This is a genomic window from Streptomyces canus 299MFChir4.1 (assembly GCF_000383615.1).
In the GTDB taxonomy this organism is placed as follows: Bacteria; Actinomycetota; Actinomycetes; order Streptomycetales; family Streptomycetaceae; genus Streptomyces; species Streptomyces canus_C.
Genome location: NZ_KB911624.1, coordinates 40,224 through 56,235, shown reverse-complemented (window position 1 = coordinate 56,235; position 16,012 = coordinate 40,224). Strand labels below are relative to the sequence as shown.

General features: G+C 67.7%; 15 protein-coding genes and 2 pseudogenes. 8 read left to right on the top strand and 9 right to left on the bottom strand.

Annotated features, from left to right (window positions below):
• Positions 1 to 211 precede the first annotated feature (211 nt).
• Complete coding sequence (locus H293_RS60860; RefSeq protein ID WP_020123937.1) at positions 212 to 337, top strand: hypothetical protein; 126 nt, start codon at positions 212 to 214, stop codon at positions 335 to 337.
• 1,190 nt (positions 338 to 1,527) lie between these two features.
• Here the strand turns inward: H293_RS60860 and H293_RS0142890 are convergent.
• On the bottom strand, positions 1,528 to 3,507 hold the full coding sequence (locus tag H293_RS0142890; protein WP_028808701.1) for an FHA domain-containing protein: 1,980 nt from the start codon (positions 3,505 to 3,507) through the stop codon (positions 1,528 to 1,530).
• 54 nt (positions 3,508 to 3,561) lie between these two features.
• Complete coding sequence (locus H293_RS0142885; RefSeq protein ID WP_020123936.1) at positions 3,562 to 5,166, bottom strand: serine/threonine-protein kinase; 1,605 nt, start codon at positions 5,164 to 5,166, stop codon at positions 3,562 to 3,564.
• A gap of 134 nt (positions 5,167 to 5,300) precedes the next feature.
• Between H293_RS0142885 and H293_RS60855 the strand changes: the two genes are divergently transcribed.
• The 3 genes from H293_RS60855 to H293_RS53285 are packed head-to-tail and all read left to right on the top strand — an operon-like array spanning position 5,301 to position 6,730.
• A complete protein-coding gene (locus H293_RS60855) occupies positions 5,301 to 5,441 on the top strand; it encodes a hypothetical protein (RefSeq protein WP_020123935.1) in 141 nt (46 codons plus the stop codon).
• Positions 5,442 to 5,455: 14 nt separating this feature from the next.
• Complete coding sequence (locus H293_RS60850; protein ID WP_020123934.1) at positions 5,456 to 5,734, top strand: hypothetical protein; 279 nt, start codon at positions 5,456 to 5,458, stop codon at positions 5,732 to 5,734.
• Between the two features lie 33 nt (positions 5,735 to 5,767).
• Positions 5,768 to 6,730, top strand: coding sequence for a hypothetical protein (locus tag H293_RS53285; RefSeq protein ID WP_020123933.1), 963 nt, complete (start codon positions 5,768 to 5,770; stop codon positions 6,728 to 6,730).
• Here H293_RS53285 and H293_RS0142870 read toward each other — a convergent pair.
• Positions 6,660 to 7,223 carry a hypothetical protein gene (locus H293_RS0142870; protein ID WP_259294670.1) on the bottom strand — a complete coding sequence of 188 codons (564 nt, stop codon included), beginning with the start codon at positions 7,221 to 7,223 and terminating at the stop codon, positions 6,660 to 6,662. The two genes, H293_RS53285 and H293_RS0142870, sit on opposite strands and share 71 nt — an antisense overlap.
• Positions 7,224 to 7,779: 556 nt before the next feature.
• Here H293_RS0142870 and H293_RS56020 point away from each other — a divergent pair.
• A pseudogene (locus H293_RS56020) lies at positions 7,780 to 8,001 on the top strand (hypothetical protein); the annotation flags it as partial.
• A 1,229-nt stretch (positions 8,002 to 9,230) separates the two neighbouring features.
• On the opposite strand, the gene H293_RS0142855 reads toward H293_RS56020, so the two are convergent.
• Complete coding sequence (locus H293_RS0142855) at positions 9,231 to 9,947, bottom strand: SDR family oxidoreductase (protein ID WP_020123929.1); 717 nt, start codon at positions 9,945 to 9,947, stop codon at positions 9,231 to 9,233.
• A 71-nt stretch (positions 9,948 to 10,018) separates the two neighbouring features.
• Between H293_RS0142855 and H293_RS0142850 the strand changes: the two genes are divergently transcribed.
• A complete protein-coding gene (locus tag H293_RS0142850; protein WP_020123928.1) occupies positions 10,019 to 10,834 on the top strand; it encodes a helix-turn-helix transcriptional regulator in 816 nt (271 codons plus the stop codon).
• Between the two features lie 55 nt (positions 10,835 to 10,889).
• Here the strand turns inward: H293_RS0142850 and H293_RS51375 are convergent, their stop codons facing one another.
• The 5 genes and pseudogenes from H293_RS51375 to H293_RS61815 form a co-directional block, all read right to left on the bottom strand.
• Entirely contained in the window at positions 10,890 to 11,747 is an 858-nt protein-coding gene (locus tag H293_RS51375) for a DUF6461 domain-containing protein (RefSeq protein WP_020123927.1), read from the bottom strand.
• 71 nt (positions 11,748 to 11,818) lie between these two features.
• Positions 11,819 to 12,160, bottom strand: coding sequence for a DUF6234 family protein (locus H293_RS0142840; RefSeq protein WP_020123926.1), 342 nt, complete (start codon positions 12,158 to 12,160; stop codon positions 11,819 to 11,821).
• Between the two features lie 272 nt (positions 12,161 to 12,432).
• A complete protein-coding gene (locus H293_RS60845) occupies positions 12,433 to 12,561 on the bottom strand; it encodes a hypothetical protein (RefSeq protein WP_259294673.1) in 129 nt (42 codons plus the stop codon).
• A gap of 466 nt (positions 12,562 to 13,027) precedes the next feature.
• Positions 13,028 to 13,324, bottom strand: a pseudogene (locus tag H293_RS56015) (transposase); the annotation flags it as partial.
• Positions 13,300 to 13,455, bottom strand: a complete 156-nt coding sequence (locus H293_RS61815; protein ID WP_020123922.1) for an IS5 family transposase — start codon at positions 13,453 to 13,455, stop codon at positions 13,300 to 13,302. The pseudogene H293_RS56015 and the gene H293_RS61815, both read right to left, overlap by 25 nt.
• 348 nt (positions 13,456 to 13,803) lie before the next feature.
• Here H293_RS61815 and H293_RS0142810 point away from each other — a divergent pair, with 348 nt between their 5' ends.
• Together H293_RS0142810 and H293_RS0142805 are read left to right on the top strand one after the other, a co-directional pair.
• Positions 13,804 to 14,694, top strand: a complete 891-nt coding sequence (locus H293_RS0142810; protein ID WP_158694525.1) for a threonine ammonia-lyase — start codon at positions 13,804 to 13,806, stop codon at positions 14,692 to 14,694.
• A 95-nt stretch (positions 14,695 to 14,789) separates the two neighbouring features.
• Positions 14,790 to 15,500 (top strand): helix-turn-helix transcriptional regulator, encoded by a 711-nt coding sequence (locus tag H293_RS0142805; RefSeq protein ID WP_213083776.1) that lies wholly within the window; start codon positions 14,790 to 14,792, stop codon positions 15,498 to 15,500.
• The last annotated feature ends 512 nt before the right edge of the window (positions 15,501 to 16,012 follow it).

Genomic DNA, 16,012 nt, shown 5'->3' with positions numbered 1-16,012 from the left:
CCTTAGATCAAGTTACTTATATAAGCAACCTGATCTGGCCCGGGTTCTGCGACTGGCGTGCAGCCCGTCAGGGCGCCGAGTGTCTAGTTGGGCCGGTACGGAAGCTTTTGGGCATCGTCAGAGGGCGAGAAGCAGTGCCGCAGATCGCGATCCGGCCGCCCTGGGCGCGGGCCCGGACTCGTGCCGTGGACGGAGCCCTGAGAACTCCGAGGTGAAAACCGCGTATCAGCCACGCATCCGCGTGATGCTGGGCAGTAACGCCTCCCAGGACAACTTCGACAGCACCTGGACGTGGCCCGCCGTGATCGGCCTGGGCACGCTCTTGATCACCATCTAGGTCACCAGCCAGGTGCGCAAGCACAAGAAGGCGACGGAGACGAAGAAGAAGGCCACGGAGGGTCGGGCTGAACGAACTGCGCAGTCGGGTCAAACAGGCCGAACGCCGCTCTCCCGACCTGCCGTTCGGTGACGTCGTCGCCCGCATCGACGTCTACCAGAAGACCATGCTGCCGGACTGCTACGGAAAGAAGCTGGCGGGCAAGCGGGGCGACCTGGATGAACTCTTGGAACCGTCCAGGCAACAGGGCACAGCCTTGACGGAGATCAGGGTCGCGTGCGATGCAGTGCAGCGAGAGATTGACAGCCGTACAACCTGAGGTGCTCAGGCACCAGTCCGAAGTCAAGTCGGCTACGCCTGAGGCAAGTTGCTCGCGAACGCTTGCCGTGGGCCCGTTCAGTCTTTGCGGCATGGGCACACGGCAAGCCGATCTGAGCCCCGTCGACGCTGGCCATGCGGCTTCGTATCGATACGCTTCGCTCCGTGAGTTAGCGGTTCCCGCTGACGCTGCCGACCTTGTCGGCGGACTCGATCTCTTCGGGCATGGCATTCACCACCCACCGCGGACCAGTGCACGGCCAAGCAGCCGTGGCGAGACCCGGCTCGCTTCCCGACCGAGAGTCAGACCGGAAATGCGACGATCACAACGGACGACCGTAATTGACCGCCCTCTGACCGGAGTTGGGATTCGGTCGCGTTCGCGATGCGGTCACTGTGACCGTTCGCCGAACGTCTCCTTCCGGGCCCTCCAGGCCCTCGTGGCGCACCGCCGCGAGCAGTAGACCGCGTTCGAACGGCGGTCCACCCCGGCCACCCAAGTCGCCCCGTACTCGGGGCACTTGGCCCGGCCGCCGGCACCACGCAACTCCCCGGCCACCCGCTTGCGCAACCGGCGGTCCCGGCGCCACTGCCTGGAACCGGAGAACGACAACGGCCACGAGCGGTAGCCGGGTCAACCATCTGTCGACGACGGCTGATTCAGCCGTCGTCGACACGTATGCGTTCGGGGGGCTGGTCACTGTGACCAGCCCCCCGAACGCATACGCAAAGCTCCTATCTCAGGCAGGCTGACAGCCTTTGGTCTGCCGATTTGAGGTTCAGAAACAGGTCTGGCGCAGGACCCTGCAAGACCACAACAGATAGGACCGCGTCCCGGGGCGCGAGATCAGAGGCGCACGGGTCATAGGACGTCAGCCCAGATCGAGGAGTCCCGCGGCGCGGGGGTCGGGGAGCGGCTCGGGCGGCCGTCGAGTGGCCGGGACGAAGACCGGTGCGTCCTGCTGATAGAAAATGTCGATGTCCGCCTCCTCGCCGCCAACGATCAGCGTGTCCCACGCACCGCTCTCCTGAAGTGTCCGCAGAGTTGCCGGCGCCAGGGAGGAGAGGTGGGTCCGGAGCACCTCGTCGTCGGGAAGGCCCGGCAGGCGAGGTGCGAGTCGTTCGCGGATGGCCCGCATGCGGTCGAGGAGGATCTCCAGGTGGGCTTCCGCCGAGTTTGAGGCCGCGGCCGGAGCAGAGGGCTTCTGGTTTGTGGCATCCGTCCGTGCCGATGTCGCCGTGGCCTCCATGCTGCCTTCGATGATGTCCTTGATCGCTCGGGTCACGCCCCGCTCGTCCGTCGTGACCATGGCGTTCCATGCGCGGCTCTTGTGCCGGTACTGGAGCATGGACATCGCCGCCTCGTGCCGGATGAAGTCCGCGTCGCGCAGCGGCCGTCCGCGCCAGACCCGGCTGAGGGAGCGGGCCAGCGAGACGGCCGAGGCGAGACCGCTGTTGAGACCGCGCCCGGGCCAGAAGTGGATGGCGTTGGCCGCGTCTCCCAACAGGAACCCGTACGTTCCCGGACGGTCCGCGGCCGGGCGGGTGAGCTGGGCTGTGAACCGCGGGCGCTGGACCATGTCGAGGCGGAATGACGTGATGGCGCTGAGGTCCTCTTCGGGAACGTCGAACAGCTGCAGCCCCTCCAGGATGCGCTTCCACAGCGGTGAGCTGCGCAGCAGCGCCGGGAGGAAAAGCGTGCCGTGGGTCGGGCAGGCGAACTCGTTGTCCTCGTGGCGGCTCATCAGGCACGGCCGGGCCGCGATGCACTCCTCGAAGACCTGGCGCACCGGGTCGATGCCGATGACGTTGCGTGCCTCCTCCCGGGTGAGGCGCATGTTCAAAAAGCCCTCGCCGCGCAGCGAGTTGAGCAGGAACCGGTTCTGCGCCACGGTCAGCAGCACGCCCATCGGGTCCGACAGGCGGGACTTGACCTTGAGCCCGAGCACCACGTCCTGGATGTGCTCGCCGTCGAGGGAGTAGATGGAGGCGTCGGCCATGCCGAAGCGGTCGGCGAAGTGCTCACGGGTGCGGGAGCGGCCGCCCTCGCTGATGACCAGCACGTGGTCGCGGGCTATGAGGTGTTCCTGCTCGGCCACGTCGAACCGCTTGGGCACCAGCCGGATGGCGGACTTGCGGTTGGCCAGCTCGAGCAGCCGGTCCTCGATGTAGGCGATACGTATGTTGCGGGGCGGCTGTCCGTCCACGGAGTCGGGGCCCAGCGGCCACATCTCGGAGAACTGGCCGCTGTCGCCGAACATTGCCGTCTGCATCTCGTCCGTCAGCGCCAGGTACTGCCGGCTCTGGACGGTCACGACCTGCTGGCGGCGGACGTTGCCCTGGGCGGCGTCCTTCCAGACGACGGAGGTGCCGCTGCGGACCCACCGGCCGTCGTAGACGGTGACAGCGACCCGCCCGGACAGGGCCTCCTCCAGCAGCAGCGCGAAAGCGAGGCCGACGGGACCGCCGCCGCTCACCGTGACCCGCAGGACTCCCGGGTCCACGACCGCGCCGGCGCGCGGCAGGTCCATCTGGGAGAGGTCCATGACCGTCTCCACGGCTTCCTGGGTCTCGAACAGGAACGTCTCGTCGCCGATGCGTATGGTGTCGCCGGGCGCCAACTGACGCCGATCGACCCGCTGTTCGTTGACGAAGGTGCCGTTCCTGCTGCCGCGGTCGCGAAGGACGTACGCGCCGTTCTCTGCGACGATCTCGGCGTGGAAGCGGGAAGCACTGACACTCACGATGATGACATCGTTCTCACTGTTGCGCCCGAACGTCAGGGGAGCGTCTCCCAGGACCACGCTTTGACCGGTGAAGGGACCGGTGCGTCCCACGATGACCGACAGCACTGAGACTCCTTAGGGAAAAATGAGTGGTCCAAGTATGAGCGAAACGTTGCCTTGTCACTCGCCGTTCGCTCGGCACGTGATCACAAACGAAACAGAGTTGGACTTCGTGCCGAACGGCGACTTGATCTCCACGGACATTGCGCTCTTCAGCGTCCCCTCCTGCGCCCACGTCGACAAGCGCACCATCTCGGTCTTGGTCGTCGGGTCGCCTTCGCGGAACGACAGCGTCCGCCACTCCCGGTCAACCACCGCTCCGTTGTCGGAGACCCACCGGTAGGAGAACTGGACGGGGGCCCGGTCCGTCTTGAACGTCGCGGTGAACCGGGGGGCCTGGCTGTCTTCGGACGGGCAGCTCCCGTCGTACGTGGTGGCACCGCCGGTGACGGCAACTGACACCGGCCGGGAGGCGCTGCCCGCGGTCTCGACTCCGGCATGGTTGGTGCCGTTGTCATTGTCCTGGTTCATGAGGGTGTAAGCGACTCCTCCGCCCGACAGGACCAATACGATCGCCGCCGCGCCGATCAGATATGCGGGACGGCGTCTGCGTGGTGCGGGGGCCGGCTCGGAACCGGCGTGTTCCCCGAGGCCGGCCGCCAAGGCCGGTGTCGCCGTGTTGGGCCCAAATCCCGTGCTATTTAGGGGAGGCCCGAACGTTCCCAGCGGTGTGGCCTGGGTCTCGGGCGCCTCCGTCGTGGCGGTCGCCGCGGTTGCGGTGTTGTCCGTGGTCGTGATCGCCGCGGTGACCGCGGCCGTGATGCCCTCTGTCGCCGAATCCGTGGTCACCGTGCCGGCGGTCTCCTCCTCGGAGGGCGTCGCCAACGCGGCTAGAGCCAGATCGATTTCGCGCGCTGCCTCGTCGGGGCCCATACGTTCCTCGGGATTCTTGCGCATCAGGCCCTCGATGACCGTTGTCAACGGTCCAGCCCGGTGCGGCGTCGGCAGCTCGTCGTCCACGATGGCGCGCAGTGTCGACAGGGCGCTCGTTCGACGGAACGGCGAACGTCCCTGGACGGCCGTATAAAGGAGCGCCCCCAGTGACCAGAGGTCGGAAGCGGTGCCGGGCGTCCGGCCCAGGGCACGCTCGGGCGCCAGGTACTCAGGCGATCCGACAATTTCGCCGGTCATCGTGAGCGCAGTGTCGCCCTCCACCGTCGCTATGCCGAAATCGGTCAGGACGACGCGGCCTTCGTCGGCCAGCAGCACGTTGGCGGGTTTGACGTCGCGGTGCAGTACGCCGGCGCCATGCGCTGCCCGCAGAGCCGCCAGCACCTCGGTACCGATCCGCGCGACCTCCTGCGGCGCCAGGGCACCCTCGGCACTGATCACATCAGCCAGGGAGCGGCCGCGCACGAGTTCCATGACAATCCATGGCCGGTCGTCGAAGTTCACCACGTCGTGGACTGTTACGACACCACGGGCGTTGACCCGCGCAGCCGCCCACGCCTCCCGTTCCAGCCGGACGTGCATTTGCTTGCTGCGCTCGGCGGGCAGATCGATGGAAGCTCGGACTTCCTTGACTGCTACGTCGCGGTGCAGTACTTCGTCGCTGGCCCGCCACACGGTGCCCATACCGCCCGCCCCGAGGATGGACAGCAGTCGGTATCGGCCGGCGACCAGCCGTTCACCGCTGTCTGGTGACACCTCGTCGTGGTTATTCATGGGGCAACTCCCTTACTCCGCCAACTGCCGCGGACAGTATGATGAATACGGTGACGATCACTGAAATGTGCAGGCCTGAGGATCGGTCAGATACTCCTCTGGAGCACGCTGCCACGCGAGAGCCGGCGAACCGTGTGGAGGAGTGGCCTGCTTACTGGCACGACGAGATCTTCCTGAACGGCCGCGTCCAGGTCGCCGCCAGAACCGCCGTGGCCGTGGGCGGCCTCCTTGCCGTCGCCAGCGGCTGCGCCGTCGGGGTCGCCTGGGAGCACTGAAGGTCCATGGATGCGTGGCTGGCCTCCACCCTCGCGCGTGTCACGCTCGTGCTGGCCGCCCCCGCCATCACCGCAGCGGTACGGGCCTCTCTCTGCCGCTGTGGGCCGGGGACGGCGTCACCACGCTCTCCGACCACCTGCTGAACGCCCTCGGCTTCCCGCGGGAACAGATCGCCGCACGGCGAGAGGGCTCCGCGCGGTCGCAGAACCTCACCTTCAGCGACCCGTACGCCTACGTCTACCTCCAGGCCCGCGAGATCGACCGCCAGGTCGTCGGCCACCTGGACAGCTGATTCGAGCCCAAGCGCAAAGAACTCTTCCGCCTGATGTTCGCGCTCACCGACAGCACACTCATGGAGCTCAAGCGCATCAAGAACGGGCTCACGGACCGGCTGAACGCCAGAAATACCGAGCACGACAACGTCAGCTCCTTCCTGGCGGCCTCCGACCCCCGCGGCGAAGACGAACTGCGGGCCGAACTCACCCAGCTGCGCGACACGCTGACGCGGGCCGAGTCCGCCCTGGCGAGCCTCCGCGGTGAACTCGAGGAACGGACCGCCGCCGACACCGCCTTGCGGGAGGAACTGCAGAGCGCCATCCGAGCCGCCCGGCAGGCCGAGGAAGAGGTAGCCGCAGCTGGCGACCTCGTCGAGGCGCGGCAAGCCGTCGTCGCCCAGGTGCAGCTCGACCTGTCCCGCCTTGACCGGTCAGCCACGGCCATCGACCAGCTCTCCCCCTTCGAGTTCGTCGTCTGCCCACGGTGTACGCAGTCTCTGGCCGCCCGGCCTGTCGAGGAGGGCCACTGCCGCGTCTGCCTCCAACCCGACCCCGTCGAGGCTGACATCGACGCGGCCGCCATCCAAGCCACACGCACGGCTCTGCAGCAACAGCTCGAAGACGCACAGCACATCCAGCAGTCCGACGAGGCGCACCTGCAGAGCGCCCAGGCACGTGTTCAGCAACTCAGCTTCGCCATCACCAGCTTGCGCCGGCAGTTCGACGCCCAGACCCGCGATGTTGTCGCACCGCGCTTCGACGCCATCGCCGATACACGCCACCCGCGTCAATACCCAATCCGAGAGCTGAGAGTGACAGCCGCCGACGCAGGCTCGAGGCCTCCTGCCCCGCCTCGAGCCCAGGCAGCACGCCGTCACAGACCCTCGGGGAGCAAGCGCAACTGGAACGAGCTCCGCTGTCGAAGCCCGCATCCGGCCGCCGCTACGGCCGCCGACCGGGCAAGGATCCCCGGTTGCGGTTGGCAAAGGGGAGCGCTCCATGAAGCGCGGTGAACTCCGCGATCAGCTCCGCCTCAGCTCGGCCGGCAGGCAGATCGGTCACGGTGCGCCAGGCGACCAAAAGCGTGTCGGAGTCGGACAGCTGCCAGATGTACGCGCCGCCACTGTGCCCGGCGTTGCGCCCCTGGCCTTGACGGCGGTAGGCGTTCAGCCGATTCCTCAACCCTCGGCGGCCGGCAGCCTTGCCGACGTACACCACGGTGGCTCCCGGCACCCAGGCGCTGTTCAGGATGGCGGTCGTCACGGTGGGGTCGTGACCCTTGGGGTGACCGGCAGGGCTTCGCGTGAGGAAGAGCGGGGGCGCGGTCAAGGGGCGCAGCACGACATAGATGCCCTTCCCCTCGGGGACGGCGTTGCGCGGGAGGTCGGCGAACGGCACGAAGCCGACGAAGCCGCGCTCGGCCAGCATCGCACGCGTCAAGGGCGCGGGGCGGCCCGCTGGGGTCGCGGGCAGGCCGTCTCCGGCATGTTGAAGGTCGGGCGTCATCGGGCTTCTGCTCCCGGGGGTGAAGGGCTGGTTCCCGTCCCTTGCGGTGTCGGCTGTGGCTGCGGAGCGGGCCATGGCCGTCCGGCGGGCCTGCTCGGCGGTGAGCCGTTTGACCTTGCGCCGTCCCCGTTCACCGAAGGAGTCCGGATCGACGGCATTGGCTGCGGCCGCCGCCTCGGTCCAGGTTGTGCCCTCGCCCTCACCCTACGCGAACACCGTCGCCCGCTCGGCCGGCGTGAACCGCGCAGGACACAGTTGAGGCGGTCGTCTTCGTACACCCCGCCCGCGGCATGTTCCCACTCGACGTCGGCGGCGACCAGGTCGTACAGCGACAACCCATCGCCGAGATCGGAGTCCAGCGACCACACCCGACCGTGCCGGGTCCGCCGCCAGGTCGGATCCCCACTGGCGATGCGGGGTGCCCGCTTCCGTATTCAGCGCACTGATTGCCGTGTTAGGAGATGTCCGGTCCGCCCGGCACCAGAGCTTGTGCTGGTTCATTCCAGGTCGTCCCACGTCCACGAAGGGGCGGCCATCCCGTTGGGCTCACGTCCGAATCGAAACCCTCGGCATCCCGGCCGTCGTCGCCATCTGCGGGTCCACCCGCTTCATGGCGGAGATGACGGAGGCCGACCTGCGGGAGACCGCCGCCGGGCGCATCGTCGTCAAACCGGGCTGCAACATGAAGGAACCGCACCCGCTGTTAGCCGACCCGGCCGAGGCGGAAGCCTTGAAGGCACGGCTTGACGACCTGCACCAGGCGAAGATCCGTCTCGCCATGGCCGGAGCAAGGTCGCTCCATTTCCCGTGGGCGACGTCTCCCTCCGGGAATCCCTTCACAGGCCGCTACTTGGGCCAGCCATGGTCCATCGCAGGGATCGAGACCTGCGAAGAGCGGTCCGCAGATGGGCACGCCCTGTCAGAAAGGGGTGGCAATGGTTGGGGGAGCCCGATGACGAGGATCGATGAGTACCAGCTGCGCTGCGAGCAGCTGTTCGTGGCTGGAGGAAACGGGGCTGTGAGGCGGGCCGCCCAGGCAGGCCTGGACGAGCTCGGCCCCAGCCCCGATCTGTACTGCTGGTTGGCCCTCGGGCACGCCGCCGAGGACGACGACGAGCACGACGACTCTGCGGAGGAAGCCTTCCGGGCCGGCCTCGCTCTCGACGGTGACCACCTGGGGCTTCTGGCCGGCTATGCCGAACTGTGCCTTCGCGCCGACTCCTTCGAGTACCCGGGCCGGGCCGCGCGAGCCGTCGCTTTGTCCACGCGCCTCAAGCAGCTCGCTCCGCAGTCCGCCGAGGCCGACCGGCTTGCGGCAGCGGAACGCTGGGCGCGGCGCGGCTACTGGGACGACTTGCGGATGAGAGCGGCGGCCGCCGCGGTCGCGGGCCGCGACACCGAAGCACAGGCACGTGCCCTAACCGTGGATCTCCGACACGGCGACGAAGCGGCGACCAGAGACATGAACCTCGAGGACCGCGACGCCGTCGTACGCGCCGCTACCCTCAAGGCGCTGTCCGGGCCGTGGAACGCCCCCGTACGCTTCCTGGGCCGACATCGCACGACCGTCTGGGCCCTCAGCGGCATCCTGTGTTTCCTGACCAACACGGTGTTGCGCCAGACCGGCGTCGTCGACTCCTTCAGCGCCTGGGGCTTCCTCTGGGCCCTCCCCGTACTTGTTGTCGACCGCCGTTTCGCCGCCATCCGCAGGCAAGCCCAGGCACAGCACATCGCCACCCTCGAAACGGCGCTCGGCGAACGGAGCTGAACGCACGGACGCGTCCGCTTCACCGCCCCGGTCCCGAGGTACCGGCGTCGGGGCGCCGGTGGTCGACCGTGACCACACTGATGACCGCCCGAACCGCTGCCCATGAGCGCGCACCTGTCTGCGCAGCCTCCTTGCGCTGCTGCCAAGCACGCTTAGGCCCGAGGAGGACCGCCACTGTGGGAGTACCCCCTTTTTGGGGGTGTGCGAGTCAGTGCCGTCGCCTGGGATCTCAGCGCCGCTCACCAGGGCACGGGCGGTCCGTCCCAGGAGAAGAAGCCACCGGTGGGGCCGTCGTCTGGCAGCAGGGCCAGGCGGGCGGCTCCCTGGGCGGCCTCGGCCGGGTCGTCGCCAGCAGCGGCGGCCAGGGGGTTGAGGTCGGTGGCCCGCTTGCCGGGGGCGAGCGCGTTGACCTTGAAGCCGTCCTCGGCCAGCGTCTGGGCGTAAAGGACGGTGAGGGCGTTGAGGGCGGCCTTCGAGGACCGATAGGCGGCGGCGCCACCGCTTCCCGGGGTGAACTGGGGGTTGGGGTTCGTGCTCCAGGTCAGCGATGCGGTGCCGCTGGAGATGTTGACGATGCGCGGATGCGGGGACCGGCGCAGGGCGGGCAGGAAGGCATTGGTCACCGCCACCACCCCGAAGACGTTGGTCTCGTATGTGCGCCGGAACTCCTCGACGCTCGTGTCGGCCGGCGGGGCGAGCGACGGTGAGATTCCGGCGTTGTTGACCAGCACGTCCAGACGGTCCACCTGGGTAGCGGCCCGTGCGATGCCGTCAGGATCTGTCACGTCGAGGACCAGCAGGCGGGCGCCTGCGCCGATCTCCTGGACGGCTCGCTGTCCGAGCTCGCGGTCGCGAGAGCCCACGTACACGGTGAGGCCCTCGGCGGCGAGGAGCCGGGCGATGTGCTTGCCGATGCCCTTGTTGGCACCGGTGACCAGAGCTGTGCGATCGTTCATGGCAACTAGCGTTCCCTGGCTGTGGGCGCCCTGCCAGGGACTACCTGTACCAGGCAGTAGGAGGAAGCGACATGGCACGGCAGGAGCTGGCCCGCTTCCTGCGGGGCCGCCGGGCGGGCCTGCGTCCACACGAGATCGGCCTGACGGTGACGGGCACCGATCGCCGGACGCCGGGCCTGCGCCGCGAAGAGGTGGCGGAACTCGCCCACATGTCGGTCGACTACTACACGCGGCTGGAGCAGGCCCGGGGCCCGCGGCCGTCCACTCGGATCCTCGACGCGTTGTCCCAGGCACTACGGCTCACGCCGGCCGAGCGCAGCCACCTGTTCCGCCTGGCGGGATCGAGCGCGCCGCCCGGCACCAGCGCCGTGCGGCGGGTACGCCCGCATGTGGCCCGGATGCTGGAGCGGCTGCCGCAGACCGGCGCCATCGTCACTGACGCGGCGTACGGCGTCGTCGCCTGGAACCCCCTGGCCCAGGCACTGCTCGGCGGCGATCTCGAAGCCGGGAGGACTAACCTGGCCCGGCGCCGCTTCCTTGGCCAGGGGCGGATGTACGAGAGCTCCAGCGTTGAGGAGTTCGGGCACATTGTGGTGGCGCGGCTGCGACGGGCCGCCGACCGCTACCCTCACGACCCGCAGCTGACCGCTCTGCTGGCCGAACTGCACACCGGCAGCGAGGAGTTCCGACAGATATGGCAAACGCGTCCGGTCCACGCCCCCGGGCACCGCACCAAGATCCTCGATCACCCGGAGACCGGCCCGCTGCGGTTGAACTGTGACGTCCTGCTCGTGCCCGAGGATGACCAGGAAGTCGTCCTGATCACGGCCGACCCCGCATCACCTGCCGCGCGGACCCTGCACAGGCTGGCCGGGCAGGCGACCTGAAACATCAGACTGGCACAGGTCCCACCAGTGGTCACAGAACGTCACAGCTACATGATCACTGGGGCCTGTGCCCCTCGCCTGCTCGGTGCTCCGAACGATCCACGGCAGGCAGCTCGTTGGAGGTGATGACGACCGGCGCGTTTGCCTCCGCGCGTGCGCGTTCGGACGGCGCCGCGATCTCCTCGTAGGTCCATTCCCTGTACAGGCGCTCCCCGTGGGCATCGGTGATGTCGATGACCACGCCCGTCCATTCCTGGGCGGGCTCTTCGGGGACGAGTCCCAACTCGTAGGCAGCGTCCTGGAGGAGGGAATCAGTGACGCGTATGCCGGTGAGTCTCTCGGCCAGAGCAAGGACCGCCGCTTTCCGGTCGACGTCCGGGGCGCTGTCGTCATGCTCTCCCTCGACGGTCAGAGGGAAGCCGACGTCTCGCAGCAGGGGGATCAGTTCATCGGGGGTGCTGCCGTGGCGCGCCGCGGGGTCCTCGAACGTCGTGCAGAGCTCGCCGTCCTCGAACCAGTGGAAGAGGTGGATGGGCTTGCCGCCGTTGGTCGAGTGCGCCACGACCCGGCCGCCGTTCGACAGCCTCTCGAGGCTCGGCGTGGCGATCCCCAGGCCGCCGTCGAAGCCGAGGACGAGGGTCCAGTCGCCGCTCTCGCCCGGCACGCTGAAAGCGCCCGCGATGTAGGACTCGTCCCAGTAGTCATCCCCTGCGCCGGCGCGGTGAGCCTCGTCCGCCTCGATCAGCCCGGCCGTTCCCTCCCCTGTGCCGCACGGTTCGGCCGTCATCGCCTGCAGCACTTCGCGTGGGGGCCGCCCGCGTACCAGAGTCAGGGTGTAGCCGCTCTCCATCATGTGGTGGAAGAGCGGCGAGGTGCGGATCCAGGCGTAGTCGTGCGCGGTCACCAAGGTCATGCGGCGCAGTGTGCCTGATACCTCTGACAACAACGCCCGGTGCAGGCCACTCCCCCATGGCCGCCGGTGACCTACTCTGACGATTCGCCGCTCCAAGTCCGCATGACGGCGCCGACGTTCGCCGCTCCCGGGTGAGCACGTTCATGCTGATCATGCCAAACCATGATCGTGAAGAGCAGTGCAACAGCTGCCAAGATCAGTTGGACAGCGCCTGCGAACGGATGCGCCGAGACCAGGAAGATCACGGCTATCACGAGCACACCAACCGTGAACCCGCCGCACCAGAGGATCGGAACCCAGTCCACTGCCGGTGCCACGATGCGCTCGTCCCTACTGCCCCACCCACGGATGACCGAGGTCAAACCCAGCAGCATGACAACCGGAATCTCCAAGAGCAGCACGATCAGGCTCATGCAGCCTCCCGCGATCCCGTCGCCTCGAAGACTCAAGGGCTTCCCAGTGCCGTCATCGCCCCTGGGCAGGCGGGAAAAACGCGTAGTGGAGTCGAAGCGCATGGTCACACGCTGGAGCGTGACGCCATGCCACGCATCACGATTCACCAGGCCGAGACCGACTCGTGGCCAAGCCGATCACCAGGCGCACAGCGCGTCGCCCCTGTTCATTCAGAAAATCTCCCCGGCCCAAAACCCAGATCGTTTTCTGCGAGGAGCCGGGCTCGTGAGCCCTACCGGTGGTGGTGCTCCCGCCAGGCGCGGCACAGTGCGGTGAACTCCTGCTGGCGTTCGGCAAGAAGGTCCTGGCGCCGCTGCAGGTGGCAGTCCAGGATGTGCACGCCGTCCTGGAAGGGTTCCAAGCCGATCCGCTCCCATACGCGGCTCAGTGGGAGAATCCGGCACACAATCCCGGAGAAGAACGACAGCCACGCCGCCCGCCTGCGCAAGGGCGCACGCGGTGGACGGCCGCCCGGCTTCAATGAGGATCGCGACAAGAAGCGCAACACCGTCGAGCGGGCGATCACCGCCTGAAGCAGTCCCGGGCGGTCGCCACTCGCTACGGCAAGCGCGGCTACGTCTTCCTCGGCACCGCCACCGCCGCGGCCGTCGCGATCTGGCTCCGAACCTGAGCTCCTACGCGACCCAGCAGTAGATGCTCTGGTTCTGGCGCCGAGCGCTCCTGACAAGAGCAGCTAGATCGCCCACGATCCCGTCGGCGATCTCGGAGTCGATGACCTCGCCGTCCTCCGCACACAGCCGAGTCCACCAGGCGGCGACGTCACGCAACTTGGAGGGCCCTGCGTCCGCGAGTGCAGTGGTCAGGCGGCCTCGACGCAGCCGGTGGCCACGCTGATCTGCCGGGACCGGGATAACCGCCCGGATGCCGCGCTTGCGCAGGTGGCTGCGGATCGTGCGGGAGGAATAGGCCTTCTCCGCCAGGACCACGTCCGGCCTGGTGCGAGGGCGTCCGCGCTGCCGGGGAACGCGTAAGCGGGCCATGACGTCGGTGAAGGCCGGTGCATCGCCTGCTTGTCCGGCGGTGAGAACGAACGCGAGAGGTCGGCAGCGGGCATCGGCGGCCAGGTGGATCTTGGTGGTCAGCCCACCGCGGGACCGGCCGATGGCGTGGTCGCCTGGTTCGCCGACCGGGGCCCCTTTTTGCGGGCTCCGGCCGCGTGCTGGTGAGCTCGCACGATCGTGGAGTCGACGGACACGGCCCAGTCGAGGTCCTCATCGGCGTCGGCCTGTGCCATGAGCGTGTCGCTCCTCGTTGTGGGGGTGGCAGGTTGCGGGCGAGGAAAGGCGCAGGCAGACGAGCCGAACATCCCATTCTTGCCGAGTCTGTTGAAGACTTCGATGATATGTTGAAGAATCTCGGACGTACCCTCGGGTCGGCAAGCACAGGAATGTGTCACAGTGAGGACTCCCATGGACCGCAGTGATCTCTTCATCGGCGGCGACTTCGTCACCGCTTACAGCGAGGGCCGCGCGCTGGAGAACCCGGATGGCCTGAATTGCCATCGCGCGCGGTGACTGGCCGGATGCGAGCTCTTCCCTCGCTGACTGAGATCCAGGCTGTGGGTCGGCTCATCGCAGGCCACGTGCCCGAGTCGCCGCTCGTCGAGTGGCCTTCCTCTGCGGGGCGAGTCCGGCTGAAGCTCGAAAACCTGTTGCCCACTGGCTCGTTCAAGATCCGTGGCGCAACCGCAGTGCTGCTGTCGCTCACCGCCGAAGAGCGCGCCGCCGGACTCGTCACCCCCAGCGCCGGGAACATGGCTCGCGCCGTCGCACGGCTTGCCCACGAACACGGCATCCCGTGCACTGCGGTCGTCCCCGACCATGTCCCTGCGGCCAAGGTCGCAGCACTGGCGACCTGGGGCGCGAAGGTCGTCCGCCTTCCCGTCGCCGAGTGGTGGACGATCATGGAGAACGGAACGACAGAGGCGTTTCCCGGTACGCTGGTGCATCCGTTCGCCGACCCCCGGGTGGTGGCCGGCAACGGCACGATCGGACTGGAGTTGGCCAGAGATTTCCCCGACGTCGAGACGGTCCTCGTCCCGTTCGGCGGGGGCGGTCTCAGCCTCGGTATCGCGGCATCGGTCAAGGCGCTTATGCCAGGAGTCAGAGTGCTCGCCGTGGAGGTCTCCACCGCAGCACCACTCTCTGCCGCGTGGTCGGCAGGACATCCGGTCAATGCGCCCTACGCGGCAACCTGGATCGACGGCATCGGCAGCCCACGCATTGCGAACGACATGTGGGACCTCGTACACATTCATCTGGACGGCGTGGTCACCGTCGAACCGGAAGAGGCAGCCGAGGCGGTACGCGAACTCGCCCTCACTGCCAAAGTCGTTGCGGAAGGTGCGGGCGCTGCCACCGTAGCCGCCCTCCGCACCGGCAAGGCTGGCGATGGCAAAGTGGCGTGCGTGGTCTCGGGTGGGAACCTCGATGCCTCGTTGCTCGCTTCCACCCTCAGCGATGACGACAGTTAACCTCAACCTTCGCCCGAAGCCCATCGCCGCCATCCATAACGCCGCTGGAATCCCGCAAATCAGGATCACCGATCATGAAGGGAAAGCCACAATTCGTGGCAGCCGCACAGAAGTCAATGGTCTCCTTCACCGATGAGGAGACGGAATATGCACGGCTCGTCACCCGGGTCGTCTCCCAAATCGTCCCGGGCCTGGCCAGGGCACTCGCCCCGCGTACGGAGGTGCTGCTGCACGATCTGACGAAGTTCCCCAACTCCATTGTCGCGATCGAGAACACGATCACGGGCCGTTCTCTCGGCGGACCACCAACCGATCTCGGCATGAAAACACTCAACTGTGAACCTCCGGACGACTTGATCGGCTACCGCACAGAACTGCCCTCCGGCCAGGTACTGAAGTCGTCGAGCCTGTTCTTCCGCGCTCCGATCACGGGGCGCACCGTCGCGGCGCTGTGCATCAACGCCGACATCGACCACATCATGCGTGCCCAGGAAGTCCTTGCGACACTCGGGTTCCCGCTGCACCAGCAGGGCACTGGAGAACCAGAAGATGCGCCGCGGGAGACTTTTCCCGAGTCCGTCGACGTTCTGGCGCAAAGCATCCTGCGGGACGCCATCGCAGCGAGCGGCGTCAGCATCGATCTTATGAAGAAGTCCCACAAGATGAATGTTGTGCGCGAACTTGACGAGCGCGGCTTCTTCACTCTGCGGGAGTCGATCGATCTTGCCGCCAAGGGGCTCCGAGTGAGCCGCCACAGCATCTACAACTATCTCCGAGAGTTTCAGGAGTCCAAGTCCGGATCCTGACCGCGTCCGGCCCAGCCAGGGACACTGCCCGGGAGGCTGTGCGGGCGGGCCTGGTGCCATCGCACGGCTGCAACGCCCAGCAGGGCCTGGTTCGCGAGTAGTTGTTTCGGGCCAGGCAACGTGGCTTGTCTTCAATCGCCGAGCAGGTCGACCAGCTCCTGGAAGCCCGGTCCGGTGCGCCCAGGGCGGGCCGCACCGTTTGGGAGCGGTTTCGAGGCGGTCTTCCTCGACCCTCTCGGGCAGATCGTCCAGCAGCGACGGGCGGACGCGGCCCTGGCCGTGGCCTTCGAGGACCTGCCGCCCGTGGACACGTTCCCGGCGATCCCGGGGCGGCGGTGGGGGGGGCCGGGCCTGTGGTGGTCGGCCACGACCGGAGGGCACGTGTCGGCCGGGTCGAACGCGATGCGCCTGCAGCTGATGGTCCCGGACCGCGCCGCCGACTCTCCACCCCGATCGCCCGCCGATACTCACTCGACGACGGCGTCGAAGCGGCAATCGACTACGCCCGCAGG

Coding starts and splice junctions, on each gene's coding strand:
- H293_RS61815 (WP_020123922.1), bottom strand. CDS start 13,455: ATGGCACAGGCCGACGCCGATGAGGACCTCGACTGGGCCGTGTCCGTC.
- H293_RS51375 (WP_020123927.1), bottom strand. CDS start 11,747: ATGACCTTGGTGACCGCGCACGACTACGCCTGGATCCGCACCTCGCCG.
- H293_RS53285 (WP_020123933.1), top strand. CDS start 5,768: ATGTTCGCGCTCACCGACAGCACACTCATGGAGCTCAAGCGCATCAAG.
- H293_RS0142840 (WP_020123926.1), bottom strand. CDS start 12,160: ATGAGCCTGATCGTGCTGCTCTTGGAGATTCCGGTTGTCATGCTGCTG.
- H293_RS0142885 (WP_020123936.1), bottom strand. CDS start 5,166: ATGAATAACCACGACGAGGTGTCACCAGACAGCGGTGAACGGCTGGTC.
- H293_RS0142855 (WP_020123929.1), bottom strand. CDS start 9,947: ATGAACGATCGCACAGCTCTGGTCACCGGTGCCAACAAGGGCATCGGC.
- H293_RS0142870 (WP_259294670.1), bottom strand. CDS start 7,223: ATGACGCCCGACCTTCAACATGCCGGAGACGGCCTGCCCGCGACCCCA.
- H293_RS0142850 (WP_020123928.1), top strand. CDS start 10,019: ATGGCACGGCAGGAGCTGGCCCGCTTCCTGCGGGGCCGCCGGGCGGGC.